This window comes from Amycolatopsis sp. NBC_01286, assembly GCF_035982555.1.
GTDB lineage: Bacteria > Actinomycetota > Actinomycetes > Mycobacteriales > Pseudonocardiaceae > Amycolatopsis.
In genome coordinates this window covers 472,029-495,511 of sequence record NZ_CP108428.1, presented here as the reverse complement: position 1 = coordinate 495,511, position 23,483 = coordinate 472,029, and the positions used below count along the sequence as shown (strand labels likewise).

At 72.8% G+C, this 23,483-nt stretch carries 23 protein-coding genes; 10 read left to right on the top strand and 13 right to left on the bottom strand.

Going from position 1 to position 23,483, the window contains the following annotated elements; genetic code table 11:
• The first annotated feature begins 135 nt into the window (after positions 1–135).
• Genes OG570_RS02295 through OG570_RS02285 form a run of 3 tightly spaced genes read left to right on the top strand, consistent with a single transcriptional unit; the run spans position 136 to position 2,422 of the window.
• Entirely contained in the window at positions 136–945 is an 810-nt protein-coding gene (locus OG570_RS02295) for an inositol monophosphatase family protein (RefSeq protein ID WP_326955410.1), read from the top strand.
• Between the two features lie 11 nt (positions 946–956).
• Positions 957–1,571, top strand: a complete 615-nt coding sequence (locus OG570_RS02290; RefSeq protein WP_326946947.1) for an NAD(P)-dependent oxidoreductase — start codon at positions 957–959, stop codon at positions 1,569–1,571.
• Positions 1,572–1,576: 5 nt separating this feature from the next.
• Complete coding sequence (locus OG570_RS02285) at positions 1,577–2,422, top strand: polysaccharide deacetylase family protein (RefSeq protein ID WP_326955409.1); 846 nt, start codon at positions 1,577–1,579, stop codon at positions 2,420–2,422.
• Positions 2,423–2,492: 70 nt separating this feature from the next.
• Here the strand turns inward: OG570_RS02285 and OG570_RS02280 are convergent, their stop codons facing one another.
• Positions 2,493–2,645: a hypothetical protein gene (locus OG570_RS02280; protein WP_326955408.1), complete on the bottom strand. Its 153-nt coding sequence runs from the start codon at positions 2,643–2,645 to the stop codon at positions 2,493–2,495.
• A 220-nt stretch (positions 2,646–2,865) separates the two neighbouring features.
• On the opposite strand from OG570_RS02280, the gene OG570_RS02275 reads away from it, so the two are divergent.
• Complete coding sequence (locus OG570_RS02275; protein WP_326955407.1) at positions 2,866–3,039, top strand: hypothetical protein; 174 nt, start codon at positions 2,866–2,868, stop codon at positions 3,037–3,039.
• On the opposite strand, the gene OG570_RS02270 is transcribed toward OG570_RS02275, so the two are convergent.
• The gene (locus tag OG570_RS02270) at positions 3,029–3,868 is read right to left on the bottom strand and encodes a helix-turn-helix transcriptional regulator (protein WP_326946950.1); all 840 of its coding nucleotides are present in this window, start codon (positions 3,866–3,868) and stop codon (positions 3,029–3,031) included. The two genes, OG570_RS02275 and OG570_RS02270, sit on opposite strands and share 11 nt — an antisense overlap.
• A gap of 103 nt (positions 3,869–3,971) precedes the next feature.
• Here OG570_RS02270 and OG570_RS02265 point away from each other — a divergent pair, with 103 nt between their 5' ends.
• Complete coding sequence (locus tag OG570_RS02265; protein ID WP_326955406.1) at positions 3,972–4,811, top strand: oxidoreductase; 840 nt, start codon at positions 3,972–3,974, stop codon at positions 4,809–4,811.
• Here OG570_RS02265 and OG570_RS02260 read toward each other — a convergent pair.
• Positions 4,808–5,509: an alpha/beta fold hydrolase gene (locus tag OG570_RS02260; protein ID WP_326955405.1), complete on the bottom strand. Its 702-nt coding sequence runs from the start codon at positions 5,507–5,509 to the stop codon at positions 4,808–4,810. The genes OG570_RS02265 and OG570_RS02260 overlap by 4 nt on opposite strands.
• Positions 5,510–5,580: 71 nt before the next feature.
• Here OG570_RS02260 and OG570_RS02255 point away from each other — a divergent pair, with 71 nt between their 5' ends.
• The 3 genes from OG570_RS02255 to OG570_RS02245 all read left to right on the top strand — a co-directional run bounded on the left by OG570_RS02255 (position 5,581) and on the right by OG570_RS02245 (position 8,084).
• A complete protein-coding gene (locus tag OG570_RS02255) occupies positions 5,581–6,534 on the top strand; it encodes a GlxA family transcriptional regulator (protein WP_326955404.1) in 954 nt (317 codons plus the stop codon).
• A gap of 327 nt (positions 6,535–6,861) precedes the next feature.
• Positions 6,862–7,245: a cupin domain-containing protein gene (locus OG570_RS02250; protein WP_326955403.1), complete on the top strand. Its 384-nt coding sequence runs from the start codon at positions 6,862–6,864 to the stop codon at positions 7,243–7,245.
• Positions 7,245–8,084: an NAD-dependent epimerase/dehydratase family protein gene (locus tag OG570_RS02245; protein ID WP_326955402.1), complete on the top strand. Its 840-nt coding sequence runs from the start codon at positions 7,245–7,247 to the stop codon at positions 8,082–8,084. The genes OG570_RS02250 and OG570_RS02245 overlap by 1 nt, the downstream gene beginning before the upstream one ends.
• On the opposite strand, the gene pdxR is transcribed toward OG570_RS02245, so the two are convergent.
• The 9 genes from pdxR to OG570_RS02200 all read right to left on the bottom strand — a co-directional run bounded on the left by pdxR (position 8,071) and on the right by OG570_RS02200 (position 17,566).
• Complete coding sequence (pdxR, locus tag OG570_RS02240; protein ID WP_326955401.1) at positions 8,071–9,435, bottom strand: MocR-like pyridoxine biosynthesis transcription factor PdxR; 1,365 nt, start codon at positions 9,433–9,435, stop codon at positions 8,071–8,073. The genes OG570_RS02245 and pdxR overlap by 14 nt on opposite strands.
• Before the next feature lie 152 nt (positions 9,436–9,587).
• Complete coding sequence (locus OG570_RS02235) at positions 9,588–10,628, bottom strand: glycoside hydrolase family 43 protein (RefSeq protein ID WP_326955400.1); 1,041 nt, start codon at positions 10,626–10,628, stop codon at positions 9,588–9,590.
• A gap of 126 nt (positions 10,629–10,754) precedes the next feature.
• Positions 10,755–11,405 (bottom strand): VC0807 family protein, encoded by a 651-nt coding sequence (locus OG570_RS02230; protein ID WP_326955399.1) that lies wholly within the window; start codon positions 11,403–11,405, stop codon positions 10,755–10,757.
• Positions 11,402–12,001 carry a PadR family transcriptional regulator gene (locus OG570_RS02225; protein WP_326955398.1) on the bottom strand — a complete coding sequence of 200 codons (600 nt, stop codon included), beginning with the start codon at positions 11,999–12,001 and terminating at the stop codon, positions 11,402–11,404. Before OG570_RS02225 ends, OG570_RS02230 begins: the two co-directional genes overlap by 4 nt.
• A gap of 82 nt (positions 12,002–12,083) precedes the next feature.
• Positions 12,084–13,916, bottom strand: a complete 1,833-nt coding sequence (locus tag OG570_RS02220; RefSeq protein ID WP_326955397.1) for an HtaA domain-containing protein — start codon at positions 13,914–13,916, stop codon at positions 12,084–12,086.
• Positions 13,913–14,740, bottom strand: a complete 828-nt coding sequence (locus tag OG570_RS02215; RefSeq protein ID WP_326955396.1) for a hypothetical protein — start codon at positions 14,738–14,740, stop codon at positions 13,913–13,915. The genes OG570_RS02220 and OG570_RS02215 overlap by 4 nt, the downstream gene beginning before the upstream one ends.
• Complete coding sequence (locus OG570_RS02210; protein WP_326955395.1) at positions 14,740–15,525, bottom strand: heme ABC transporter ATP-binding protein; 786 nt, start codon at positions 15,523–15,525, stop codon at positions 14,740–14,742. The genes OG570_RS02215 and OG570_RS02210 overlap by 1 nt, the downstream gene beginning before the upstream one ends.
• A complete protein-coding gene (locus tag OG570_RS02205; protein WP_326955394.1) occupies positions 15,522–16,556 on the bottom strand; it encodes a FecCD family ABC transporter permease in 1,035 nt (344 codons plus the stop codon). The genes OG570_RS02210 and OG570_RS02205 overlap by 4 nt, the downstream gene beginning before the upstream one ends.
• The gene (locus tag OG570_RS02200) at positions 16,553–17,566 is read right to left on the bottom strand and encodes a heme/hemin ABC transporter substrate-binding protein (RefSeq protein WP_326955393.1); all 1,014 of its coding nucleotides are present in this window, start codon (positions 17,564–17,566) and stop codon (positions 16,553–16,555) included. Before OG570_RS02200 ends, OG570_RS02205 begins: the two co-directional genes overlap by 4 nt.
• Before the next feature lie 146 nt (positions 17,567–17,712).
• Here OG570_RS02200 and OG570_RS02195 point away from each other — a divergent pair, with 146 nt between their 5' ends.
• Positions 17,713–18,225 carry a hypothetical protein gene (locus OG570_RS02195; protein WP_326955392.1) on the top strand — a complete coding sequence of 171 codons (513 nt, stop codon included), beginning with the start codon at positions 17,713–17,715 and terminating at the stop codon, positions 18,223–18,225.
• A 2,087-nt stretch (positions 18,226–20,312) separates the two neighbouring features.
• On the opposite strand, the gene OG570_RS02190 is transcribed toward OG570_RS02195, so the two are convergent.
• Positions 20,313–20,999 (bottom strand): HU family DNA-binding protein, encoded by a 687-nt coding sequence (locus OG570_RS02190; protein ID WP_326946966.1) that lies wholly within the window; start codon positions 20,997–20,999, stop codon positions 20,313–20,315.
• 705 nt (positions 21,000–21,704) lie between these two features.
• Here OG570_RS02190 and OG570_RS02185 point away from each other — a divergent pair.
• Positions 21,705–23,450, top strand: coding sequence for an ATP-binding protein (locus OG570_RS02185; RefSeq protein ID WP_326955391.1), 1,746 nt, complete (start codon positions 21,705–21,707; stop codon positions 23,448–23,450).
• The last annotated feature ends 33 nt before the right edge of the window (positions 23,451–23,483 follow it).

Here is a 23,483-nt window from a genome sequence, read left to right as displayed (position 1 = left end):
CCTCCAGCAGCGGGACCGGCGATGTGGATTGCGTCTGGGTAAATCAACGAGTGCAAAGCATTCATTTGAAGTCATCGGCATTTCTGCCTACGGTCGGAGACAACAGCTTCTTCCCCTTGGCAGAACAGGAACGTCATGACCACTCAGGAGAACACGATCGAGGACGCCGCAGTGCTCGAAGCCGCCATCGCCGCCGTGCGGGACGCCGGTCGCCGCCTGCTGGCGCGCTACTCCGAGGACGCTCGTCCCGCCGATCGCGCCGGCCTGCTCGCCGCGGCCGGGGAGAACGAGCGGACCTCGAACGACGAGCTGCGGCGCGCGCTCGCCGCGGCCCGGCCGCAAGCGAAGTGGCTGACCGACGAGCTGGAGACCACCGAGCTGCCGCCGGGTGAGTGGTGGGCCGTGGACGCGGTCGAGGGCAACGTCAACCACGTGCACGGGCTGCCGGAGTGGTGCGTCAGCGCGACCCTGCTCCGCGACGGCGTCCCGGTGCTCGCCGCCGTCTACCAGCCCGTCCCCGACGTCGTGCACAGCGCGGTCCGCGGCGGCGGCGCGTTCGCGAACGGCCGGCGTCTGAGCGTGTCCGCCAAGGCCGAGCTCGGGGCCGCCATCGCCACCACCGGCCAGGCCGAAGCCGGCCAGAGCGACACCTACCGGCGCATCGGCGAGTCGATCACGACGATGCTCGGCGCCGCGCTGCTGGTCCGCGCGACCGTGCCCTCGACGTTCCCGATGCTGCTCGTCGCCGCCGGGCACGCCGACCTCTTCTGGCAGTACCGGCCGACGCTGCCGGGCGTCGCCGCCGGCGCGTTGTTCATCACCGAAGCGGGCGGGACCGTGACCGACCTCGCCGGACAGCCGTGGCGGCCCGGCAGCGCCGACATCCTCGCCAGCGCGCCCGCGCTCCACGCCGCGGCGCTGGCCACTCTGTCCACAGTGAACTGAAGGGAACCACCATGGAACTCACGATTCTCGGCGCCACCGGCGCCACCGGAACCGAACTCGTGCGGCAGGGCCTGGAGCGCGGGCACACCGTCACCGCCGTCGCCCGCGACCCGGACCGGATCACGCTGCCGCCGTCCGGCCGGCTGAAACGCGTCGCGGGCGACGTCCTCGACCCGGACTCCATCGGCCGCGCGCTCAAGGGCGCCCGGACCGTCCTGTCCGGACTGGGGATCACCGGCGCGCCCGGCGTGCTGACGGCGGGCGCCCGCGCGGCCGTCGACGCCGGACCCGACTTCGTCGTCTGGCTCGCCGCGTTCGGCACCGGCGATTCGGCGCCGCACGCGGGCGCGTTCACCCGCGGGCTGCTGAAGACGTTCATGCGTAAGGAGCTGGACGACCGCACCACGGCGGACGCGATCGTGCTCCGGGGTGGCGGCACGGTGTTCCACGCGGGGCCGCTGTCCGACGGCGACCTCAGCCCGGCCCGGCGCACGGTGCCGCTGGAGTCCGCGCCGCGGCGGTTCTTCCCCGCGCGCGTCAGCCGCGCCACGGTGGCGGCCGCGATGCTCGACGAGGCCGAACAGCGGCGCTACGGCGGCGGCATCGCCGTCCCGCTGGAGCGGTGAGCGCCGTGGACATCGAACTCTTCGGCTACGACCCCATCGTCGACCGCGCCCCGGTGCGCTGGGCCGGCGACGCCCGCGTGGCGTTCTACGTGGGCCTCAACATCGAGCACTTCTACGCCGACCGCCCATCGGTCAGTTTCAACGAAGCGACGTCCAAGCTGGTGCCGGACCCGATGAACTACGGCTGGCGCGACTACGGCGCCCGCGTCGGGATCTGGCGGCTCATCGACGTCCTGGACCGGCAGGGGATCCGGGCCAGCGCGCTGCTGAACTCCGACGCGGGCGAGCGGTACCCGCGGATCGTCGAAGCGGGCCGGGACCGCGACTGGGCCTGGCTCGCCCACGGTAAGTCGAACTCGCTCCCGCAGACCGGAATGGCCGAAGACGAAGAACGCGCGTTCCTCACCGGAATCCTCGACAGCATCGAGAAGACGACCGGCCGGCGGCCGCGCGGGTGGCTCTCACCGGGTCTGACCGAGACGTTCGACACCCCGCGGCTGCTCGCCGAGCTCGGCGTCGACTACCTGCTCGACTGGACCAACGACGACCAGCCGTACGCGCTGAACGTCCCCGGCCTGCGGTCCGTGCCGTACACCCTCGAACTCGCCGACACCCAGCTGTTCCACGTCAAGAGCATGACGGGGCCCGACTACGTCCAGATCGTGCGGGACCAGTTCGACCAGCTCTACGCGGACTCGGCGGCCGGCGGACGGGTGATGGCGTTGTCGCTGCACCCGTACGTCTCGGGGCAGGCGTTCCGGGTGAAGTACGTCGAGCAGGCGCTGGCGTACATCGTCAACCACCCCGGCGTGTGGGTGACGACCAGCGACGAGATCGCCGCGCACCGGTAGGGCCGGCCGCGCTGGTCCAGCGGACGGTGGACGCGGGGGCGCCGGGAGTCGTGGTCCGCGTCGGCACCGGTCACGGGCCGCCGGTCGAGCTGGCCCGGCAAGCGCCGTGGACCACGGCCGGAACCTCGCGCACGGCTACGAACCCGACGCCGAGCACCTGCAGGCGCTGATCCCGGACCTGCCGGCCGGGTTCCGGTTCGCCGGCCCCGAACACGACGGCCACGCCGACGTCACCGGGATCGACCCGGACTGGGCGGGCGCCGCGGGCGGGGTCGTGTCGACCGCGCGGGACTGGGACCGGTTCCTCACGGCGTTGCTCTTGCCGGCGGACCGGCTGCGGGAGATGACGACGATGATCCCGGTCGACCCGGCGAATCCGCCGGCCGGGAGCTACGGGCTGGGGCTCGCGCAGCTGAACACGCCGTGCGGACGGTTCCGGCCACATGGGCGGCATTCCGGGCTACCGGTCCGACCTCTTCGCCGACCGCACGGGAACGCGCACGGCCGAGGTGTTCGTCACCGAGCAGCAAGGGCTCCTCGAGCCGGATCTCGGGGCCGCGCAGCAGGCGCTGGTCACCGGGGCGGTGTGTGCCATGTACGGGAAAGCTAGCCCGTGAGGGCCTGCGTGCCGAGCACGGTGACCAGCGCGAGGCGTTCGGCGTCTTCGGTGCCGGGTTCGGCCGTGTAGAGCATGACGCGCTGGTCGCTGCCGGCCACGGTGAGCGTGTCGCAGTCCAGCGTCACGGGTCCGGCGTGCGGGTGGTCGACGATCTTCCGCGCGGCCTCGTGGTGACCGACCGCGCCGGAGTCCCACAGCTCGCCGAACCGGTCGCTGTGCGCGCGCAGCTCGGCGACCAGCCGCCGCAGGCCGCGGTCGGCGGGGTAGCGGCCGGCGGCGGCCCGCAGGTCGGCGACCAGCATGGCTTCCATCGCCCGCTGTGACTCCGGCGTGTGCCGGACGCGGGTGCCGGGGCCGATCAGGTTGCGCCACACGGCGTTGCGCTCGTGTCCACGCCACCCGGACGGGTCACCCAGCAGCGCCGCGTACGGCGGGTTCGCGACCAGGAGCGTCCAGGCCGCGTCGTAGACGGCGACGGGTGTCCCGGTGAGCCGGTCCAGCAGGCGCTGGACGCTCGGGGTGAGGTACGCGGGCACGGTGTCGGGGCCGGGCGGCGTGAGCCCGGCCAGGTGGAACAGGTGCTCGCGCTCGGGCCGCGACAGCCGCAGCGCCCGCGCCAGGGTTTCGACGACCTGGGCGGACGGGTGCGACGCGCGGCCCTGCTCGAGCCGCGTGACGTAGTCGGCGGAGATCCCGGCCAGCAGGGCCAGCTCCTCACGCCGCAGGCCGGCCGCGCGCCGGTGGCCGCCGGCGGGCAGCCCGGCGGTGTCCGGCGCGACCCGGTCACGCCAGCGCCGCACCGCCTGCCCGAATTCCGCGTTCGCCATGGGGTCCAGTGTGCGCCGCCGGCGTCGGATGTGCCTGGTACCAGCGGTCCCAGGAAGACCCGACGGCTGGTGGCCGGGGCCGGCCGGGGCGAACGTGGATCCCATGACACTCACCGAATCCCCGGTCTGGTTCATCACCGGCTGCTCCACCGGCCTCGGCCGCGCGCTCGCCACCCACGTCCTCGAACGCGGGTGGCGAGCGGCGGTCACCGCCCGCGACCCGCGGACCGTCGCGGACCTCGTCGGCCGCCACGGCGATCGCGCGATCGCCCTCACCCTCGACGTCACGAACCCGTCGCAAGTCGCCGCCGCGGTCAAGCGCGCCGAAGAGAAGTTCGGCCGGATCGACGTCCTGGTCAACAACGCCGGTTACGGCTACCTGGCCGCCGTTGAGGAAGGCGACGACGCCGAGGTGCGCGCGCTGTTCGACACCAACGTCTTCGGGCTCGCCGACGTGACCAAGGCGGTGCTCCCGGGCATGCGCGCCCGGCGCTCCGGCCACGTCGTCAACGTCTCGTCCCTCGGCGGCCTGGCCGGTTTCGGGGCCACGGGCTACTACCACGCGACGAAGTTCGCCGTGGAAGGCTTGTCGGAGTCCCTGGCCGCCGAAGTGGCGCCGCTGGGCATCGGCGTGACCATCGTCGAGCCCGGCGCGTTCCGCACGAACTGGTCCGGGCCGTCGATGAAGCAGTCCCCGATCCGCATCGACGACTACGCCGAGACGGCGGGCAAACGCCGTGAAGCGACCCTATCCACGTACGGCAGCCAGCCCGGCGACCCGGCGCGTGCCGCGGAGGCGATCGTCACCGTGCTGGCGGCCGCCGAGCCGCCGTTGCGGCTGCTCCTCGGCACGGCCGCCCTGAAGGTGGCGCGCGGCAAGATCGAGGCGCTGCGGCGAGACTTCGCGCAGTGGGAAGACGTCAGCCGGAGTACGGAGCTTTAAATGTCCTTTGTGGACTCGACGATCGCCCGGGCGACCACGTCGGGCTGTGAGAGCGGAACCGCGTGGGACGCGTCGACCTCGGTGATCGTCGAGCCCGCGCGTTCGGCCATCCACCGCTGGGCCTCCGTCGGGATCGATCGGTCCGCCGTCGCGATCACGGCCCAGGACGGCAGCGTCCGCCACGTCGCGGTCTGGTCGAAGGTCTGCGAGAGCGCCGTCGGGTCGAAGGGACGCTGGGCGGCGGCCAGCACCCGCGCCTCGGCCGGCTCGACGTCGGCGGCGTAGGCCGGGGCGAACATCGCCGGCCGCAGGTAGGCCTCCTGACCGCCCGGGTAGTCGCGGAAGAGCAGGTTGTCGGGGCCGAGCAGGCTGCCGGGGAACTTGCCGTTCAGCTCACCGGCCGTCTCACCGGCGTCCTGCTGGAACGCGGCAACGAACACGAGTGCCCGCACCGCCGGGGTGAGCGCGTCCGGCGCGGAGATGACGGAGCCGGCGTAGGAGTGGCCGGCGACGACCAGCGGGCCGGGCAGCGTGTCGAGGAACCGGCGCAGGTAGGCGACGTCGCCGTCCAGGGAACGCAGGGGCAGGGCCGGCGCGATGACCTGGTGGCCGTCGGCCTGCAGGGTCGCGGAGACGTGGCGCCACACCGAGGCGTCGGTCAGGGCGCCGTGGACGAGAACGATGGTCTTGGTGGTCATGGCGGAAAGTCTGGGCGCCCGCGTCGCCGTCGAGAAGTGGCAGCACTGCCTACAAGCGCTACGATCCTGCCATGACCCGTCACCGGATGGTCGTCGTCCTGCTCGACGAAGTGCTCCCGCTGGACTACGCGATCCCGTTGCACGTCTTCGCGCGGGAGGCGCCGGAGGCCTACGACGTCGTGACCGCGTCGGTCGACGGCCGCCCGGTGCCGGTCGCGGGCGGGACGTCCGTGGTCCCCGACGGCGGTCTCGACCTGCTGCGCAAGGCGGCCACGGTGATCGTGCCCGGCTACGCGGGCGCCGCCGAGCGTGAGCTGCCCGGGGCGGTGGTGCGGGCCGTCGCCGCCGCGCACCGCCGGGGCGCCCGGATGATCTCGATCTGTTCGGGCGCGTTCGCGCTGGCGGCGGCCGGTGTCCTCGACGGCCTGACCGTGACGACGCACTGGTCGCTCTGCGACGACCTCGCGGCCCGGTTCCCGGCGGTGACGGTGGACGGGTCGCTGCTCGTCGCCGAGACCGGCACGGTGCTCACGTCCGGCGGCGTGACGGCCGGCGTCGACCTGTGCCTGCACGTCCTGCACCGCGACCTCGGCGCCACGGCGGCGCGGCACGTCTCCCGCCGCATCGTGATGGCCCCGCGATCGCCGGACGGCCAGCAGCAGTTCGTCGAGAAGAAGGTGGTGCCGCCCGGCGACGACGTCATCGCGCGGGCCCAGCAGTGGCTGCTCACGGCGTTGGGGGAGAACCTGTCCGTGCGGGACATGGCCGAGCGGGCGCGCATGTCGGAGCGCACGTTCCACCGCCGCTTCCGCGAGCGGACGGGCCTGCCGCCGCTGTCGTGGCTGCGCGAGCAGCGGATCGCGCGGGCGAAGGAGCTGCTGGAGAACTCGGACCGGCCGATCGAGGAGATCGCCCGGGCCGTCGGCCTGGGCACGGCGGCCAACCTGCGAGCGCAGTTCCGCCGCGCGACGAACGTGTCACCACGGGAGCACCGGCGGCTGTTCGCGTTCGGGCAGGCGAGCTGAAAGCGGTCAGCGGCTGGGTACCGGCTGGTGCGTTCGGTATCGCGAAGCACTGCTGTTGTTCGACTTCGCGGTCGTGAGTGTTTAGGGCGGTTCTAACCGCCCTAAACACTCACGACCAGCCGCGGCAGAGGACTGGAGAGCAGGAGCGGCGTACCTCCTCGCCTACGTTCCGGTTCTGATCGTCAACCTGCTGCCCTTGCCGGGGCGTTCACCCGACCTGGTGTGGCGAAACTTCACGCGTTCGGTCAGGCGGGGTGAAAGCGGTCCACCCCGAGCACCCGGAAGTGGACCAGCCGTCGGGTGATCGCCGGGCTTAGCGTGGGAGCCATGACTGGTGCACCACCGCGGACGAACTCCGTGCTCACGATGCTCGCCTCGCAGGCTCCGTCCATTCCGGACGGTGCGCACGTGATGACCGCCACGATCGAGCTGCCGCCGGGGGACGCGGGGACACCGCCACACCGGCATTCCGGGCCTGTTTTCGGGTACATGCTCGAAGGCGAGATGGTCTTCGAGCTGGAAGGCGAGCCCGAACGCGTCATCAAGGCGGGTGAAGCGTTCTGGGAACCCGGCGGCGACGTGATCCACTACCAGGCGGCGAACCACCTCGCCGACCGGTGGAGCCGGTTCGTCGTGGTGATGATCTGCGCGCCGGGCCAGGAGATGCTGACGTTCGTCAGCGCCGAAGAGCTGGCGGAGAGGGGGCGGTGATGCGGATCTTCCTCGCCGGGGCGTCCGGTGCCGTCGGCCGCCGGGTGGTGCCCGCGCTGGTCGCCCGGGGGCACGACGTCGTCGGCCTGACGCGGCATTGCGCCGCACAGGTCGAAGCGCTGGGCGCGACCGCCGTCGTCGGCGATGTGTACGACGCCGCCGGGCTCACGTCCCTGGTCCGCGCCGCCCGGCCCGACGTCGTGATGCACCAGCTCACCGACCTCGGCGCGGGGGATCGCGTGGCCAACGCGAAGGTGCGCACGGCCGGCACGCGCAACCTCGTCGACGCGGCGCTCGCGGCGGGCGTCCGGCGGATCGTCGCGCAGAGCATCTCGTGGGCCTGCGAACCGGGCACCGGGCCCGCGACCGAGGACACGCCGCTCGACCTCGGCGCCGCGCCCGAACGGCGTGGCACGGTCGACGGCGTCGCGTCGCTGGAGGCCGCCGTCGCCGAGCTGCCCGAGTGGGTCGTGCTGCGCTACGGCACGCTGCACGGCCCCGGCACCTGGTACGAACCCGGTGCGCTGATGGCACAGCTCGCCCAGGCCGGAAACCTGCCCGCCACCGAGGATGTCTCGAGTTTCGTCCACGTCGACGACGCCGCCACGGCCGCCGTCGCGGCGCTGGACTGGCCGTCGGGCGCGGTCAACGTCTGCGACGACGAGCCCGCGGCGGGCCACGACTGGGTGCCCGTCTTCTGCGCGGCCGTCGGCGCGCCGGAACCCCGGCGCGTGGACGGCGAACGCGCCGGGTGGGCCCGCGGGGCCGCCAACGGCCGCGCGCGGAAGCTGGGCTGGGCAGCCGGGACGTCCTGGCGGGCCGGGTTCACCAGGGCTTGATCGCGGCGTCGGCGAGCAGCTCGGCCAGTGCGTCCAAGGCCGGCCGCCACGCGTGCTGCGGCGGCGTCGCGTACCCGATGATCAGCCCGGCCTCGGGGCGGCCGGCGGAATGCCAGTAGCCGGCGGCGTTGATCCCCTGCAGCCGCAGGCCCGCCGCGAGACCGGCGTCGATGACGCGCTTCTCCTCCTGCCGGGACGCGAGCGGCAGGAGCGCGTGCAGCCCGGCGGGGATGCCGTCCAACGGGGCGAGGCGGGCGGCCAGCTCGGTCCGCCGTTTCCGGTAGACCTGGCGGGCGCGGCGGACGTGCCGGTCGTAGTCGCCGCGGTCGAGCAGGTCGGCGATCGCGAGCTGGGCGGGTGTGCCGACCGTGGCGCCGGTGGCGGCGACGGCGTCGAGCACGGGGATGCGCAGCCGTTCGGGCACGACCAGCCAGCCGATCCGCAGCCCGGGCGCGAGCGTTTTGCTGGTGCTGCCGGCGAAGACGACGTGGTCCGGGGCTTGGGCCTGCAGGGCGCCGACGGGGTTCTGGTCGTACCGGAACTCGCCGTCGTAGTCGTCCTCGACGACGATCCCGTCGTGCTCGCGCGCCCACTCGAGGAACGCGGCCCGTCGGCCGGGGCTCAGCACCACGCCGCGCGGGTGCTGGTGGGCGGGCGTCAGCAGGGCGGCGCCCGCGTCTCCGGGGAGGGCGGCGCCTTCCGCGTCGACGGCCAGGGGAGTGGTCGCCAGCCCGGCCGCGTGGATCACGGACCGGTGGTGGGCGAGCCCGGGATCCTCGGTGCCGATCGTGCGGACGCCGGTGTCGCGCAGGGCGCGGGCCAGCACCGCCAGCCCGTGCGTGAAGCCACTGGTGACCACGACGGCCCCGGCGTCGACGCGCACGCCCCGGGCGCGGGCGAGGTAGGTCGCGACGGCTTCGCGCAGGCCCTTCAGCCCGGCGGGATCGCTGTAGTCCATGCTTTCGCGGCTCGCCGCGGCGAGCGTCCGCCGGACGCCGGCGGCCCAGAGGGCGCGCGGGAACAGGCCGAGATCCGGCCGCCCCGGCCGCAGGTCGAAACCGGCCCGCGACGGCGTCTCCGGCGCGGGTTTCCCGGGCGGCCGGGTGTCGGCGACGCGGGTGCCGGAGCCGGTCGCGCTGACGAGCCGACCTTCGGCGACGAGCTGCGCGTACGCCTCGACGACGGTGCCCCGCGCGACCCCGAGGTCCTGGGCGAGACTGCGCGAGCCGGGCAGCTTGGTCCCGGCGGGCAACCGCCCGGAGGAGACGGCATCCCGCAGCGCGGCTTCGAGGGCCCGGCGCCCGGTCCCGACGTCGAGGTGCAGGTCGACGCCGAGCACGCGCTTTCCCACGTCCGCACCGCCCTTTCCCCGCCGTCGAAGACCATTGTCGCCCGGCGTCGTCACCGCGGCCGCGCCGGCCGAAGCGGCGGCCGGCTACGCGCGGCGGACCACCATTGCCGGCAAGACCGCGCAGCCCGGCAACGTGAACTACCTCCGGCAGATCACTCGAAGAACTTGAGGCTCCAGCCGGTGTCGGTGGTCGCGCCCGGGACGTTGGCCCGGCGGTAGGTCGTCGAGCCCCACCAGCAGAACGTGCCCGAGTACCAGTAGCGGTTCGCCCACGAGTACGGCGTGCCCTTGGCCACGGCGTGGTACATCAGCGGGAACTTCGGCCCGGCGGGCGGGCTCGTCGCGATGTCGCCGTTCAGCAGGACGAAGCTGTGGCTGCCCGGCCCGTCGACGTGCAGGGTCGGGTCCCAGCCGGCCATCATCGTCTCGCGGTGGGAGCCGAACAGGCAGCCGTTCGACTTGTACCAGTCCCAGACGTAGGCCGGGTCGCCGCCGGCGCGCAGCCGGACCTCGCCGAGGCAGTACTGGTCGCTCCAGCTGCCGTTGGTGGAGTAGACGATGTGCAGCTGCCCGTTCGGGTCCTTGATCGCCGTGGGCGCTTCGTTGATGAAGGGGTTGCCCACCACGCGTTCCCAGCTCTCGCGCGGCTGCGAGATGACGTACCGCGCGCCGGCCGGCGTCGTCGGGCCGCTCATCCGGGCCAGGTAGAGGTTCTGCTCGACGTTCGTGTCGCCCGCCCAGCCCGACCAGACGAACCAGCGTTGCCCGCCGAAGGTGAACAGCGTGCCGTCGATGGCCCACTTGCCGTCGGGCAGCGCGAGCTGCGTCTCGGCGGTGTACCCGCTGTCGGCGACGGCGGAGCTGATGACGTACATCCGGTGCGCGTTGCCGGTCCCGGCCGAGAAGTAGATGTAGAACCGGCCGCCGTCGACGACGATCTCGGGCGCCCACACCTCGCCGCGGCCCCGGGTGTCGGACCAGACCTGCCGGGCGGGCGCACTCGCCGCGGCGTCGGGGGAGGAGCCGGCCCGGACGGCGATCCCGCCACCGGTGGACTGCGCGGCGAAGTAGGTGGAGCCGACGCGCAGCACGCTCGGATCGGCGGCCCGCAGCCCGGTCTGCCCGGCGTCGGCACTCGACACCGGAACCAGGCAGGCGACGGCCAGGAGCAAGAGGACGGCGATCCGTTTCATGGCCACATCCCGGGGTCAGCACGGAGGTTCCGATGATCGCGCGCCGCTGGCACCCACCGGTAGGGCCGGGAGATCTTGCTCGGTTCAGCCGGGCCGAAATTGGTCTGTTCCAGTGACCGCCAGGCGCTAGGGCGTGGCCTGCAGCCGTTCGAGCACGTCCTGCACGATCCGCCGCGCGGGCTGGATGAGGACGGCGGGGACGACGAACACCGCCACCCACATCACCGTGCCCACGGCGTTGGAGACGTCGACCGCGTGCGCGATCCCGCTGTCCGGTGCGGCGTAAAGGATGTACGCCCGGATCACGCCGGCGCCCACCATGAGCGCGCCGAGCGTGGCCGTGAGCAGCCGCTGCCACCGGCGGTAACGCGGCTCTTCCGTCCACGCGAGTTCGAACGCCTTCTCCCGTTTCGGGTCGCCGAAGCTCGCCATCGACGCCGCCGTCGTATGGGCGAGCGGCCGGCGCCGGACGAGCGTCACGAGGCAGAACACGCCCCCGACCAGGATGTAAGCCACTTCGCGCAGGGCCGCGACGCGCGGGCTCTGCGTCGCCAGGGACACCGTGATCGTCACCGCCAGCTCGGTGAGCACCAGGAGCCCCATCAGGTCGATGCGCCGCCGGCGGATCGTGACCGCCACCGCGACGGCGCCGACCGCGATCGCCGGGATCACGAGCGCCCAGAAGATGCCGACGCCGAAAGCGCGAAAGAGGTAATAGAGGCCGAATGAAAGCGCAATCTCGAGCAGGGTGGTCAGCAGGCCGGGCTTGGGTGTCATGATCGCTCCTTTCGCGGGACGAAGTAGGCGTCCCAGGCGAGCGTCCCGGCGGCGAGGTCGGCGGACACCCCGCGCACCCACGCCAGCTCGGCCTCGGTGACCGCGCGGGTGTACTCGTGTTCGAGCAGGTGCACCCGGGGGACGTGGTGCTCGATGGACGCGGTCAGCACCGCCTGCGTCGCGGTCAGGCGACGCTCGAGTTCCGCGGCCCGCAGGTCCAGCTGCGTCCGCACGTCGCCGGAGTCGAGCAGGTGGAGGAACGACACGACGGCCGGGAACAGCGGGAACTCCGCGGCCGGCGTGGCGACGGTCTCCCTCAGGCCCGCCAGCAACGTTTCGCGGCCGGCCGTGGTCAGGGCGTAGACGGTGCGCTCCGGATGACGCGTGTCGCGCTCGACCGCGTGGACCTCGACCAGGGCGTCGCGCACCAAGCGGTCGAGGGCGGCGTGGAGGCCGGAGCGGTTGCGGACGTTGACGACCAGGTCGACGCCGCGTTCCTTGACCAGCTGCTGCATCCGGTACGCGTGCATCGGTTCCTCGGCCAGCAGGGCCAAGACCGCGACAGCGATCGGGGAGAGGTGTCCGCGTGGTGCCATAGTACGTACTGTACTAGAACGTGCTGGACTACGCGAACTGCGAGAAGGGCCGGGCGCCTGTCAGCGCCCGGCCCTCGTCAGTTCACTTCGCGGAGCGGATGGCGCGCCGGCGGGTCCACAGCAGCAGGGAACCGCCTGCGGCCAGGAGCGCGAGGCCCCAGTAGACGCCCGTCAGGCTGACGCCGGTCGAGGCGAGGTTGTCCGGCCGGAACGCGACGTCCGGGACCAGGTCCGTCCCCGCGCCGCCGGGAGCGCCCGGCCCGCCCGGGTTGCCGGCCGGAGGGAGTGTCGCGCAGCTCGCGGCCAGCGTGACCGTCGGCTCGTCGAGCGCGTCGCCGGCCTGGTAGAAGCCCGCGAAGGCGTCCGAGCTGGTCAGGGCCGCCTTGATCGCCGACACCGTGAGCGTGCCCGCGCCCGGCGTCGTCGTGGCCGTGGCCAGGTCGAGGTTCGCCAGCGTCACGCCCGGCTTGCTCACCGGCGGCGACGGCGCTCCGGCGGTCGTCCGCAGTTCGACGTCCGCGGAGAGCGTGCCCTTGCCCTGGGCGATCGTGACCTTCGGGTTGGCCAGGACCAGCGTGAAGAAGTGCGCGGGGTAGCTGAACGCGACCTGGCCGCCGAACCGGGCGGTGAACTCGCCGGCCGCGGTGTACTGGCCGCTGCCGAGCGGGAAGCGGTACGCGCCGGTCGGGATCGCCTTCCCGGCCACCTCGTCCACGTTCGTGACCTCCGCGCCCTCGGTCGCGGTGATCGTGGTGCCGGTGCCGCCGCCGACGTAGCTCCGGAAGCTCTTCTTGAAGCCCCACAACAGGTTTCCCTGCGTGAGCGCGCCTGGAGAGAGCGCGCAGGTCGACGGCGGCGTCGTCGTCGAGGAAGGCGGCGGGGTGGTCGTCGGCGGCGTCGTGGCCGGGGGCTCGGTGCCGCCGATCTTGCCGGGGAAGACGAGCTTGCCCGCGTCGAGGTCCGCCGCGGCCGGGTAGAACCCGGCGAACGCGCCCGCGCCCGCTTCGGTGAGCGTGGCCGAGGCGATGTCGGCGACGACGTTGTCACCCTCCTGCCGCGGCGCCGCCGTGAACTTCAGGTCCGCGAAGTCCACTTCGGACGGCGTCCGCACCTGCTCGGGCGCGGCCTTGGTGCCGTAGAAGGAGTAGCCGACGGTCGCGCTCAGCTTGCCCGTGCCGTCACCGGCGAAGGTGACCTTCGGGTTGGACAGCTCGAAGTTCCAGATCAGGTGCGGTTCCAGCACGAAGGTGACGCGCCCGCCGAAGGCGACCGAGCCCTTGCCGGTCTTCCCGTCGAACGTCGACGGGCCCGCCGGCCAGCGGTAGGGCGACGGCGTGGCCGTGGTGCCCCGGTCGGCTGTCGCCGTGCCGCCGAACCGCTCGATGTAGGACCGCCAGGTCTGCTTGAGGCCCCAGTCCAAGCCGGTCGTGGTCGCGGGCGGCGGGTCGCCGGCGCCGGTGAACTTCAGCGCGGTCGTGCTGTCCCAGGTCGGGTCCGGGGTGTCCCAGCCGAACACGTAGACGCTGAACGGCTGCGACGCGGCATTGTAGGTGGTGCCGGCCGAGGTGTACTCGGCCTTGACCGGGACGGTCAGCTCCCAGCTGCCGTCGGCGTTCAGCGGGATCTGGACGCCGACCGCGTCCTTCTTGACCAGCTTGCTGACCTGGAACCCGGTCGCGGTGCGGGCGCGGACGTCGTCCTTGGCCGGGCCGACGCGGACGCCGAACCCCTTGCCGTCGTTGGCGTCCGGGGCGAACCCGGTGCCCTTGACGGTGATCGACGCGCCCGCGGGGTCCAGCCCGGTGGCCGGGGTGACGGTGACGGCGGGGGTCGTCGCGGCCGAGGCCGGGGGCGCACCGACGGCGCCGAGCACCGCCGCGGCCACCGCGACGGCAGCCCATCTTCGCAGGTTCACGAATCGGTTCCTTCCTGATCGGGGGAGCTCCCGCGGCGACGCCGCAGGAGGGGCGGGACGGTGAGCGCGGCCGCCGTCACCAGCAGCGCGAGGGCGGACACCACCCACCACAGCGCGCCGCGTGACGTCGGCGCTTCGGCGGCCGCGGGCTGCGGAGTCGGGGTCGGATCCGGGCTCGGCGACAGCGACGGCGTCGGGGCAGGCGACGCGACCGTCGGTGTTGGACTGTCGCTTGTGGACGGCGTGACCGTCGTGGCCGAAGCAGGCGGTGTCGCGGCCTTCGTCGGGACGGCGAAGGTGACCGGCGTGAACGTCTCGTTGTTCGCGTTGACCACGCCGTGCGCGCCGACCGTGATCAGTCCACAGCGGACAGTGAGGCAGTCGACGTCGACGACCCGGCCGTCGCGGTCGGTCGCGCGGAATCGGGCGCCGGGCACGACGAGCTGCGTGCTCCACGAGCCGTCCGCCGACAGCTGCCCGCCGTTGGCCGACGACGCCGTGTCGCTGCCGGGGAACGCGACGAACCGCTGGAAGCCGCGGTTGTCCTTGCTCTCCTTGTCCGGCACGTACCGGTAGGTCGCGCCCGCGGCGCCGCCCTTGCTGGGCTGCCACGCGCCGCCGGCGACCCAGCCGAACAGCACGTAGATCCCGCCGTACCCCTTCGGCACGGACTGGAACCCGCTGCCGCGGACGGTCAGCGTGGTCGCGTAGTCCGGGTCGGCGGCGGCCGGCGACACCTGGACGCGCGCCCCGGCGGCCTGCGCCGGGAACGCCGTCGCCAGGAGCAGCCCGGTCACCAGCACACTCGCAGCGGATCTGCGCATCAACTCTCCTTCGCCGATCGGTAAGGCAGGACAACGGGCTTTCCGGTCCTGGGGTGCGGGAACACCTCGACGCGATGGCCGTAGACGTCGCTCAGCACGGCCTCGGTGAGCACGTCGGCCGGCGGCCCGAGCGCGACGAGCGAGCCGCCACGCAGCAGCGCGACGCGGTCGGCGTGCGCCGCGGCGAGCCCGAGGTCGTGCAGCACGACGAGCACGGCGTCCCCCTCGCTCGCGCGCCGCGCGGCCAGCGTCAGCACCTGTTCGGTGTGGCGCAGGTCGAGGGCCGCGGTCGGCTCGTCGAGCAGCAGCAGGCCGGCGTGCTGCGCGAGGACGCGGGACAGCGCCGCGCGCGCCTGTTCGCCGCCGGACAACGTCGTGAACCGGCGGTCGGCGAAGCCGGCGACATCGGTCGCCGCGAGTGCGGCGGCGACGGCGGTGTCGTCGTCGGCCTCGGCCGGGGTGCGCCGCCACGGCGCCCGGCCCATCCGCACGACCTCGGCCACGGTGAAGGGGAAGCTCACGGTGTGCTGCTGCGGCAGTACCGCCCGGCGCCGCGCGAGTTCCGGCAGCGACCAGGACGTCAGGTCGGCGCCGGCGATCCGGACGGTGCCCGCGTCCGGCGTCAGGTCGCCGGCCAGCAGGGCCAGCGCCGTCGACTTGCCGGCGCCGTTCGGCCCGGCCAGTGCCAGGACTTCGCCGGGCCGGACGTCGAGGGAGACGTCCCGCACCAGGGGTTTGCCGTCGATCGTGTAGGTGACGCCGACGAGTTCGGCCGCGGCCTTCACGCCCAGCCTCCCGCCCGGCGCCGGGTCCGCAGCAGCAGCCAGAAGAAGAACGGCCCGCCGACCAGCGCGGTGAGGATGCCGATCGGCAGGTCGGCGTAGTCGAACAGGGTGCGCGCGGCGAGATCGGCGACGCCGAGCAGGAACGCGCCGGCCAGCAGCGACGCCGGGACCAGCACGCGGTGCCCGGGCCCGGTGACCATCCGCACGCCGTGCGGCACGATCAGCCCGACGAACCCGATGATCCCTGAGTAGGACACGGCCGCCGAGACCATCAGGGCCACCACGACGATCCCGGTCGTGCGCAGCGCTTCGACGTTCACGCCGAGGTGCCGGGCCGGGCGCTCGCCGAGCGCGAGCAGGTCGAGCCGCCGCGCGAGCATCAGGGACACGACGACGCCGACGGCCATCAGCGGCAGCACCGACCAGACGTACGGCCAGCGCGCCGAGGCCAGCGAACCCAGCTGCCAGAACACGATCTGCTCGCGCGCGGCCTGGTCGCCGGAGAACATCAGGAACGCGATCACCGCGCTCGCCACGGCGTTGACCGCGACGCCGGTGAGGATGAGCGTCACCACCTCCGACCGGCCGCGCGAGCGCGAAAGGCCGTAGACGGCCAGTGTTGTCAGCAAGCCGCCGGCGAACCCCAGCGCGGGCGTGGTGAAGGCGCCGAGGAACACCCAGCCGGCCACAATGGACAGACTGGCGCCGACCGCGGCCCCGGCGGAAACACCGACGACGGCGGGCTCGGCCAGCGGGTTCCCGAACAGGCCCTGCATCAGGGCCCCTGACACGCCGAGCACGCCGCCGACCAGCAACGCCAGCACCACCCGGGGAAAGCGGACCTGCCAGAGCGTCCCTTCGGCGAACGGATCGGCCAGGCCCGGCCCGATCCCGAACCGATGCAGCAGCGACGCGACGACGTCCGAGAGCGGGATGGCGAACTGGCCGGTGCCCGCGGACACGCACGCCACGACCACGGTCGCGACGCCGAGCCCGGCGAACAAAGCGGTGACGCGGACCGGACGGCTCATCCGGCCGACCCCGGCGCGTAGAGGGCGCGGGCCAGCGCGTCGAGCACGCCCGGCGTCTGCGGCCCGAAGCCGAGGATCTGGCTGTCGGCCATGTCGACGAACCGGCGGTGCAGCCCGGCCGGCGTCTGTGCGACGCCCGGAACCCGCAGCAGGCCATCGGGTCCGCCGACCGACTCGAGGCCCTTCGTCATGACGAGGATCACGTCCGGCCGGGCCTTGATCAGCGCTTCCGGGTTCACCGGGCGCATTCCCTCGACGCCGGCCTCGCTCGCGACGTCGACCGCGCCGAGCGCCATGATCAGCGAGTCGGCGCCGGACCCGCGGCCGAACAGGTAATACACGCCGGCCTGGCCGCGCAGGTAAAGGAAGACTGTGCGTAGCTTCCGCGCCGGGTCGGCGGGGGCCAGCCGGGTGATTTCGGTGCGCTTGGCGGTGATGTCGCCGGTCAGCCGGTCCGCGAGGCGTTGTCCCGCTTCGGGGACGCCGAGCGCGGCGGCGGCGTCGTGGACGAGCGCGCCGACGTTGTCGAGCGAGCGCCGGGAATCCAGGACGACCACGGGAATCCCGGCGTCGCGCAGCTGCAGGACCGCGTCCCAGGGGCCGAGCGTGGTGTCGGTCAGCACCACGGACGGGCGCAGCGCGAGGATCGCTTCGGCGTTGAGCTGGTGGCCGTTGCGGGTGACCAGCGGAAGTTTCCGCGCGGCGGGGAAGCCGGTCGAGACGTCGCGGCCGACGACGTGACTGCCCAGGCCCAGGCCGAACACCGTCGCGGCGAGCGTGCCGGCCATGTCGAAAGCCAGGATGCGGCGGGTGTCCGTGACGGTCACCTTCGTGCCCTGGTGGTCGGTGACGGTGACCGGCAGGTGCTGCGCGGGCGGCTCGGCGCCGATGTCCGGCTGGGCGAGCACGGCGGTGCTCGGGCCGGTCCGGGCCTTCGGATCGGGCAACGGCGTCAGTGCGGCCAGTGGTGCGACGGGCCCGCCCGCCGGGGCGGAAGTCGTTGGTGGCACGGAACATCCGGTCACCACGGCGAGCGTGACGGCAGCGAGGAGCAACCCCCTTGACAACATTAGGTAAGCCTAACCATATTACTCGATGGATAGGTAAGGCTTACCTAATCCTGTTACGTCGTCGTGATCGAAGGGACGATCCCCGCATGTCGAAGAGATCCACCGTGCTCCGCGCCGCTCTGGTCACCGCCACCGCCGCGGCGGCCGCCACCGCGCTCGCCGCACCCGCGTCCGCCGCCGGCGGCTCGGCCACCCACAACGGCTTCACGCTCACCGCGTCCAACGCCACCGGCCTCGCCGCCGCGGGCGAGACGGTCACGGTGACGGGCAGCGGCTTCAGCGCGCTGAACGGCTACTACGTCGCGCTGTGCGCGGTGCCCGAGGACTACAGCTACGGCGTGAAGCCCAGCCCCTGCGCGGGCGGCGACGGCCAGGGCGGCACCGGCGTCGGCCCGTCCGCGTGGGTGACGAACTCACCGGGCGGCACGTCGACGATCGCGGCCAACGGCACGTTCACCACACGGATCCGCGTAGCCCGGGCCGGCACCGGCCTGGACTGCGGCGACCCGTCGGTGACGTGCGCGATCGTCTCCCGCCGTGACCACGTGTCGGCCAACGACCGCACGGCGGACGTGTTCATCCCGGTCACCTTCTCCTGACCGGAGCCGCGTCGCTCCGGTACGCACCGGAGCGACGCGGTCGGACGGCCGCCGGGGTTGGTCACCTTTCGAGAATTCGGGGGATGCTTCATCCCGGACATCGGGCATTCGCGAGACATTCGCACCGGCCGAATAACGGACTCGTTCCAAATCGGGCCGGGAACCCGGATTCGGATCGGGCCATACGCCCGTCACACTGCCCGCGGAATAATTGGCGGCGCTCCCTGTCAGCGGAGAGGTCACGCGACCCGAATCCAGGTGTCCTGGCCGGGCGGCTGCTGTTCGCGGTGCAGCTCTTCGCAAAGCTGCACCCCCGCCACGGCTCGGTACTGGCCCACCCGGAGAAGGACGGCGTGCGGGCGACGGAGCTGTCCCGCCTGTCGTCCACGCTGACCGGAGCTGGGGCTGCTGCTGTAGCAGCGGTGGAATCGTGCGTGCCCGCTGAGCTTGGGCCGCTGTTGCGCCGCTGTGCTGCAGGTCCTGACCGGGACCGAGTGGCCGGTGCACCCGGCGGCGCTGCGCGCTGACCAGGCCTGGGCTGCTGTTGTACCAGCGGAACCGCAGGGCCGACGGCGCCGAGCGGCCGCCGCGTCGGTGGAACCGCGCGTGCTGGCCGGGACCGTTTAGCCGGTGCATCAGCGAAATCGCAGGTACCGACGGCGTCGAGTGGCCGCCGCGTCGGTGGAACCGCGCGTGCTGGCCGGGACCGTTTGGCCGGTGCTCCGGCGGTGCCGCGCGCTGACCGGCTTGAGCTGCTGCTGTACCAGCGGAACCGCGCGCACCGACCAGCACCGATTGGCTGGTGCACCAGCGGCCCTGCGTTGGCTGGGCTCGAGCTGCTGCCGCATCGGCGGACCCGCGCGCGCCGATCGGCCAAGCGCGCCAGCGGTACCGCCCCGCTGAACGGGACTGAGCAGCCGCTGCACCAGGGGAACCGCAGGCAATCACCGGTACCGAGCTACTGCCTCAGCGGGGAGCCGCAAGCGCTGACCGACCTCGATTGGCTACCCCACCAGCGGTATCTCGGGCACTGACTGGGCCCGAGTAGTTGCCGCACGCCTCGGGACCGCAAGCGTCGACCGAGTCGATTGGTCAGTGCGTCAGCGGCACCACACCAGTCGGACGGGCCCGAGTGGTCGGCGCAGTAGTGAAACCCGCACGAAAGCTGACCGGGTCTGGGCAGTCGTCTGGGCAGCGGAGCCGCAGGGACCGGCCGGGCTCGGCGGCCGCCGTCGCAGCAGAATCGCAAGGGACTGACCGGCACTGAGCTGTGCCGTAGCGGCAGAGCCGTAGCGCTGACCGGGACCGGGCAGCCCTCGCACCGGTGAGCCGCACGTGTTGACCAGGCTCCAGCCGCCGCTGAGCCAAGGGAACCGCGCGTCGACCCCGAAGCCGAGCTGCCGCTGTGCCAGGGGAACCGCAAGTACTTGACCAGGACCGAGCAAGCGCCCGCGAGCCCTGACCAGTGCCACACGGCAGCCCGGCCGAGATGCGGACAGCGGCCCGCTTTCAACCAGCCGCCTGCGATGCTCGGGCCTGTCTGCGATGCCCATGCCCGGCCGGCCACGATGCCCAGGCCCGGCCAACGATGCCGGGCTCGGCTGGAGGCCCAGACACAGCCGATGCCCAGCCCCGGCCGTAGGCCCAGACCCCGCCGCGATGCCCAGGCCCGGCCGTGATGCCCATACCCGGCCACGATCCCGGGACCCGGCCGGATGCGCAGGGCCAGCCGTCCGCGATGCCAGACCTGGCCACGATGCCGGGGCCTGGCTGGATTCCCAGGCCCAGCCGTCCGCGATGCCGGGGCCTGTCTGCGATGCCCAGGCCCAGCCAGCCACGATGCCGAGGCCCAGACCCGGCCGTAGGCCCAGACCCCGCCACGATGCCCAGGCCCGGCCAACGATCTCGGGACCCAGCCGAATGCCCAGCCACAATGCCGGGACCCCTGCCGGACGCCAGGCCCAACCGGACGCCCGGACCCGTCCGCGATGCCAGACCCAGCCGCACGCCCGAACCCGAACAACCCCCGGACATGCGGAAGGGCCCCGCACCACTGGTGCGGGGCCCTTCCGGCATCAGAAGCTACTTCACTTCTTCTTGGCGGCCGACGTGCGCTTGGCCGGGGCCTTGGCTGCGGCGGGCTTCTTCGCCGCCGCGGTCTTGGTGGCGGCCGGCTTGGCCGCGGCCTTTGCCCGGGTGGTGGTGGCCTTGGCGGCGGTGGCCTTGGCCGGGGCGGCCTTGGCGGCCGCGGTCTTCGGGGCGGCCTTGGTGGCGGTCGCCGCCTTGGTCGCGGTGGCCTTGGCGGCCGGCTTCGCCGTGGTGGCGCGCGTGCGGGTGGCCGTCGCGCGGGCGGTGGCCGGCTTGGCCGCGGCCGCGCGGGGCGTGGTGGCCCGCGTGCTGGTGGCCTTCGCCGGGGCCGACGCCTTGGCGACAGCCGCACGCGTGGTCGTGGTGGCGGCGGTCGCACGCTTCACCGGGGTCGCCTTCGGCAGCTTCTTCGTGCCGGAGATGACGTCCTTGAAGGTGGTGCCGGCGCGGAAGGCGGGGACGTTCGTCTTCTTCACGCGAACGGCTTCACCGGTGCGCGGGTTGCGAGCGGTGCGGGCCGCGCGGGCGCGCTTCTCGAACACGCCGAAGCCGGTGATGTTCACCTTCTCGCCCTTGTTGACCGTCCGGATGATGATGTCGACCAGACCGTCAACGGCCTGCGAAGCCACCTTCTTGTCGCCCAAACGCTCAGACAGCGCCTCGATCAGCTGGGCCTTGTTCGTCATTCCAGTCCTCCATAGTGGAACTTGTACACGGCCCATCTCGGCCGACACTGCACACGGTATTACCAATACCGCACAAAATCCAACTGGGGGTCGAAATATTTCCTTGTACGGGGGCGGGTTCCGCCCCCTGAGAGGGGCTTGCCCGATCCCGCCCGCAACGGTCCCGGGAAGCCGACCATGGCCCTGAGCAGGCAAAACCTGGTTCCGGTGCCGTCCACAGTGGTCGTCCATATAGGACCGGTGGGGTCCCGGAAGACTTTTCGCCGACACGCCGTGCCGGGCGCGTCCGGCGTGTGGCTGAGGCCACTCCGGCCCCGATCCCGCGCTGCGATCGGGGATCGCGGGCCCGCCGGCGGCCCCCGCGAGGCCCCGCCGGACCCCGCGGCGAGGGCCGCCGGCGCCGCTTCACCCTGGAGCCAGCGGAAGTCCGGACGGCGGCCCGGGGGAAGCCCGGCGCCGGGCGGTAACGCCGCGCCCCGCCGGGACGACCTTTCCGGCGTGCGGGACCCCGGCCGGGTGCCGCCCGAAATGCCTGTGGTGACTAAAAGATCTTCCCCGAAGGGTGAACTCACTCGTTCGGCCCAGCCGTGGCGGGCGGTGACGTCCTCGGTACCGCGGAAGGCGCAACGCCGTGTTGGCCGGGGCCGCGGACTTCCGGCGGGCTAGTCTGCGGCCGGAGGAAGCGCCGGGCGGACAGGGAGAACCGTGGACCAGGAGACTCTCACCACCGTGGTCGGACGGGTGGCGGGCACCGAGGATTCGACGCCGCTGCAGTTCCACGTGGCCATCGATCCGGAAGCCTATCTGCAGCTCGACGACGTGGTCGTGACACGGCGGGAGCTGCCGGGGCGCGGCGAAGTCGTGTCCTACGGCGTCGTGACGCAGGTGAGCGCGCGGCACGAAGGCGCCAGCTTCGGCAGCGACGTCTTCCTGATCTCGGACGGAGTCCTGCCCGCGCAGGTGCAGGAGATCGCCGAGATCGCGACCACCCGCGTCGAGCCCGAGTGCTACGTGCCGCCGCGGCCGGGCGCCGTGGTCTCCCGTGCGGTGGGGGAGGATCGCGCGCAGGCGCTGTACTTCGACAACATGAGCCGCCAGGTGGCGGTCGGCCTGGGCCGCGACGGCGAACCGGTGTTCCTCAACCTGGACTTCCTCGACGGCACGCGCGGTGCGCACGTCAGCATCAGCGGGGTGTCCGGCGTCGCCACGAAGACGTCGTTCGCGTTGTTCCTGCTGCACTCGATCTTCCGCGGCGGCGCCCTGTCCAACGCCCACAACGCCAAGGCCCTGGTGTTCTCGGTCAAGGGCGAGGACCTGCTGTTCCTCGACACCCCGAACATCCACCTCGACGCGAAGCTGCAGGAGGAGTACGCCAAGCTCGGCCTGCCCGCGGAGCCCTTCGCCTCGGTCGGCTTCTACGCGCCGCCGACGCCGTCGGACACCACGGGGAAGCCTTACGTCACCGGGCGGACCACCGGCGTCGGCGCCTTCTGGTGGACCATCGCGGAGTTCTGCGCGACCGACCTGCTGCCCTACGTCTTCGCCGACGCCGAGGACGAGCGCAACCAGTACACGATGGTCATCCACCAGGTCGCGAACCGGTTGCGGCTGGACACCACGCCGGCCGGGAAGGACGGCGCCGCCAACGTCGACGGCGTGCTGTGCCGCACCTACGCCGAGCTGATCGACGTCATCTGCGACCGCGTCACCGACGAGGAAACCCGCGCGAGCTGGGCGGGTGCGGTCACCGGCGCGGGCACGGTCAACGCCTTCATCCGCCGCCTGCGCTCGAGCCAGCGCGCGCTCAACGGCCTCATCCGCGGCGACCTCACCGACCACGCCGCGCGCAAGCTCTCCACGGAGAACCAGCAGGTGACCGTGGTGGACATCCACAACCTCGTCGAGCGCGCGCAGCGGTTCGTCGTCGGCGTGACGCTCGCCGCGGAGACCGCGCGCAAGGAAGCCGCCGGCGCGGGCGGGCTGCTGTTCACGATGCTGGACGAGCTCAACAAGTACGCGCCGCGTGAAGGCAGCAGCCCGATCAAGGAAGTCCTGCTGGACATCGCCGAGCGCGGCCGCTCCCTCGGCGTGATCCTGATCGGCGCGCAGCAGACCGCGTCCGAGGTCGAACGCCGGATCGTCAGCAACAGCTCGATCCGGATCGTCGGCCGCCTCGACGCCGCGGAGGCCTCGCGCCCCGAGTACGGCTTCCTGCCGGCCAGCCAGCGGGTCCGCGCGACGCTCGCGACGCCCGGCACGATGTTCGTGAGCCAGCCGGAGATCCCGGTGCCGATCGCGGTCGGCTTCCCGTTCCCGGCCTGGGCCACGCGGCTCTCCGAGGCGGGAAAGGTACCGACGACGACGGCCGCGTCCAAGAACGCCGATCCGTTCGCGGGCCTGCCCGCGCGCGGCAGCAGCGACCCGTTCGGCGACGACCCACCACCTTTCTGAGCCCCCCGGCCACAGGCGAAGAACGGAAGGACG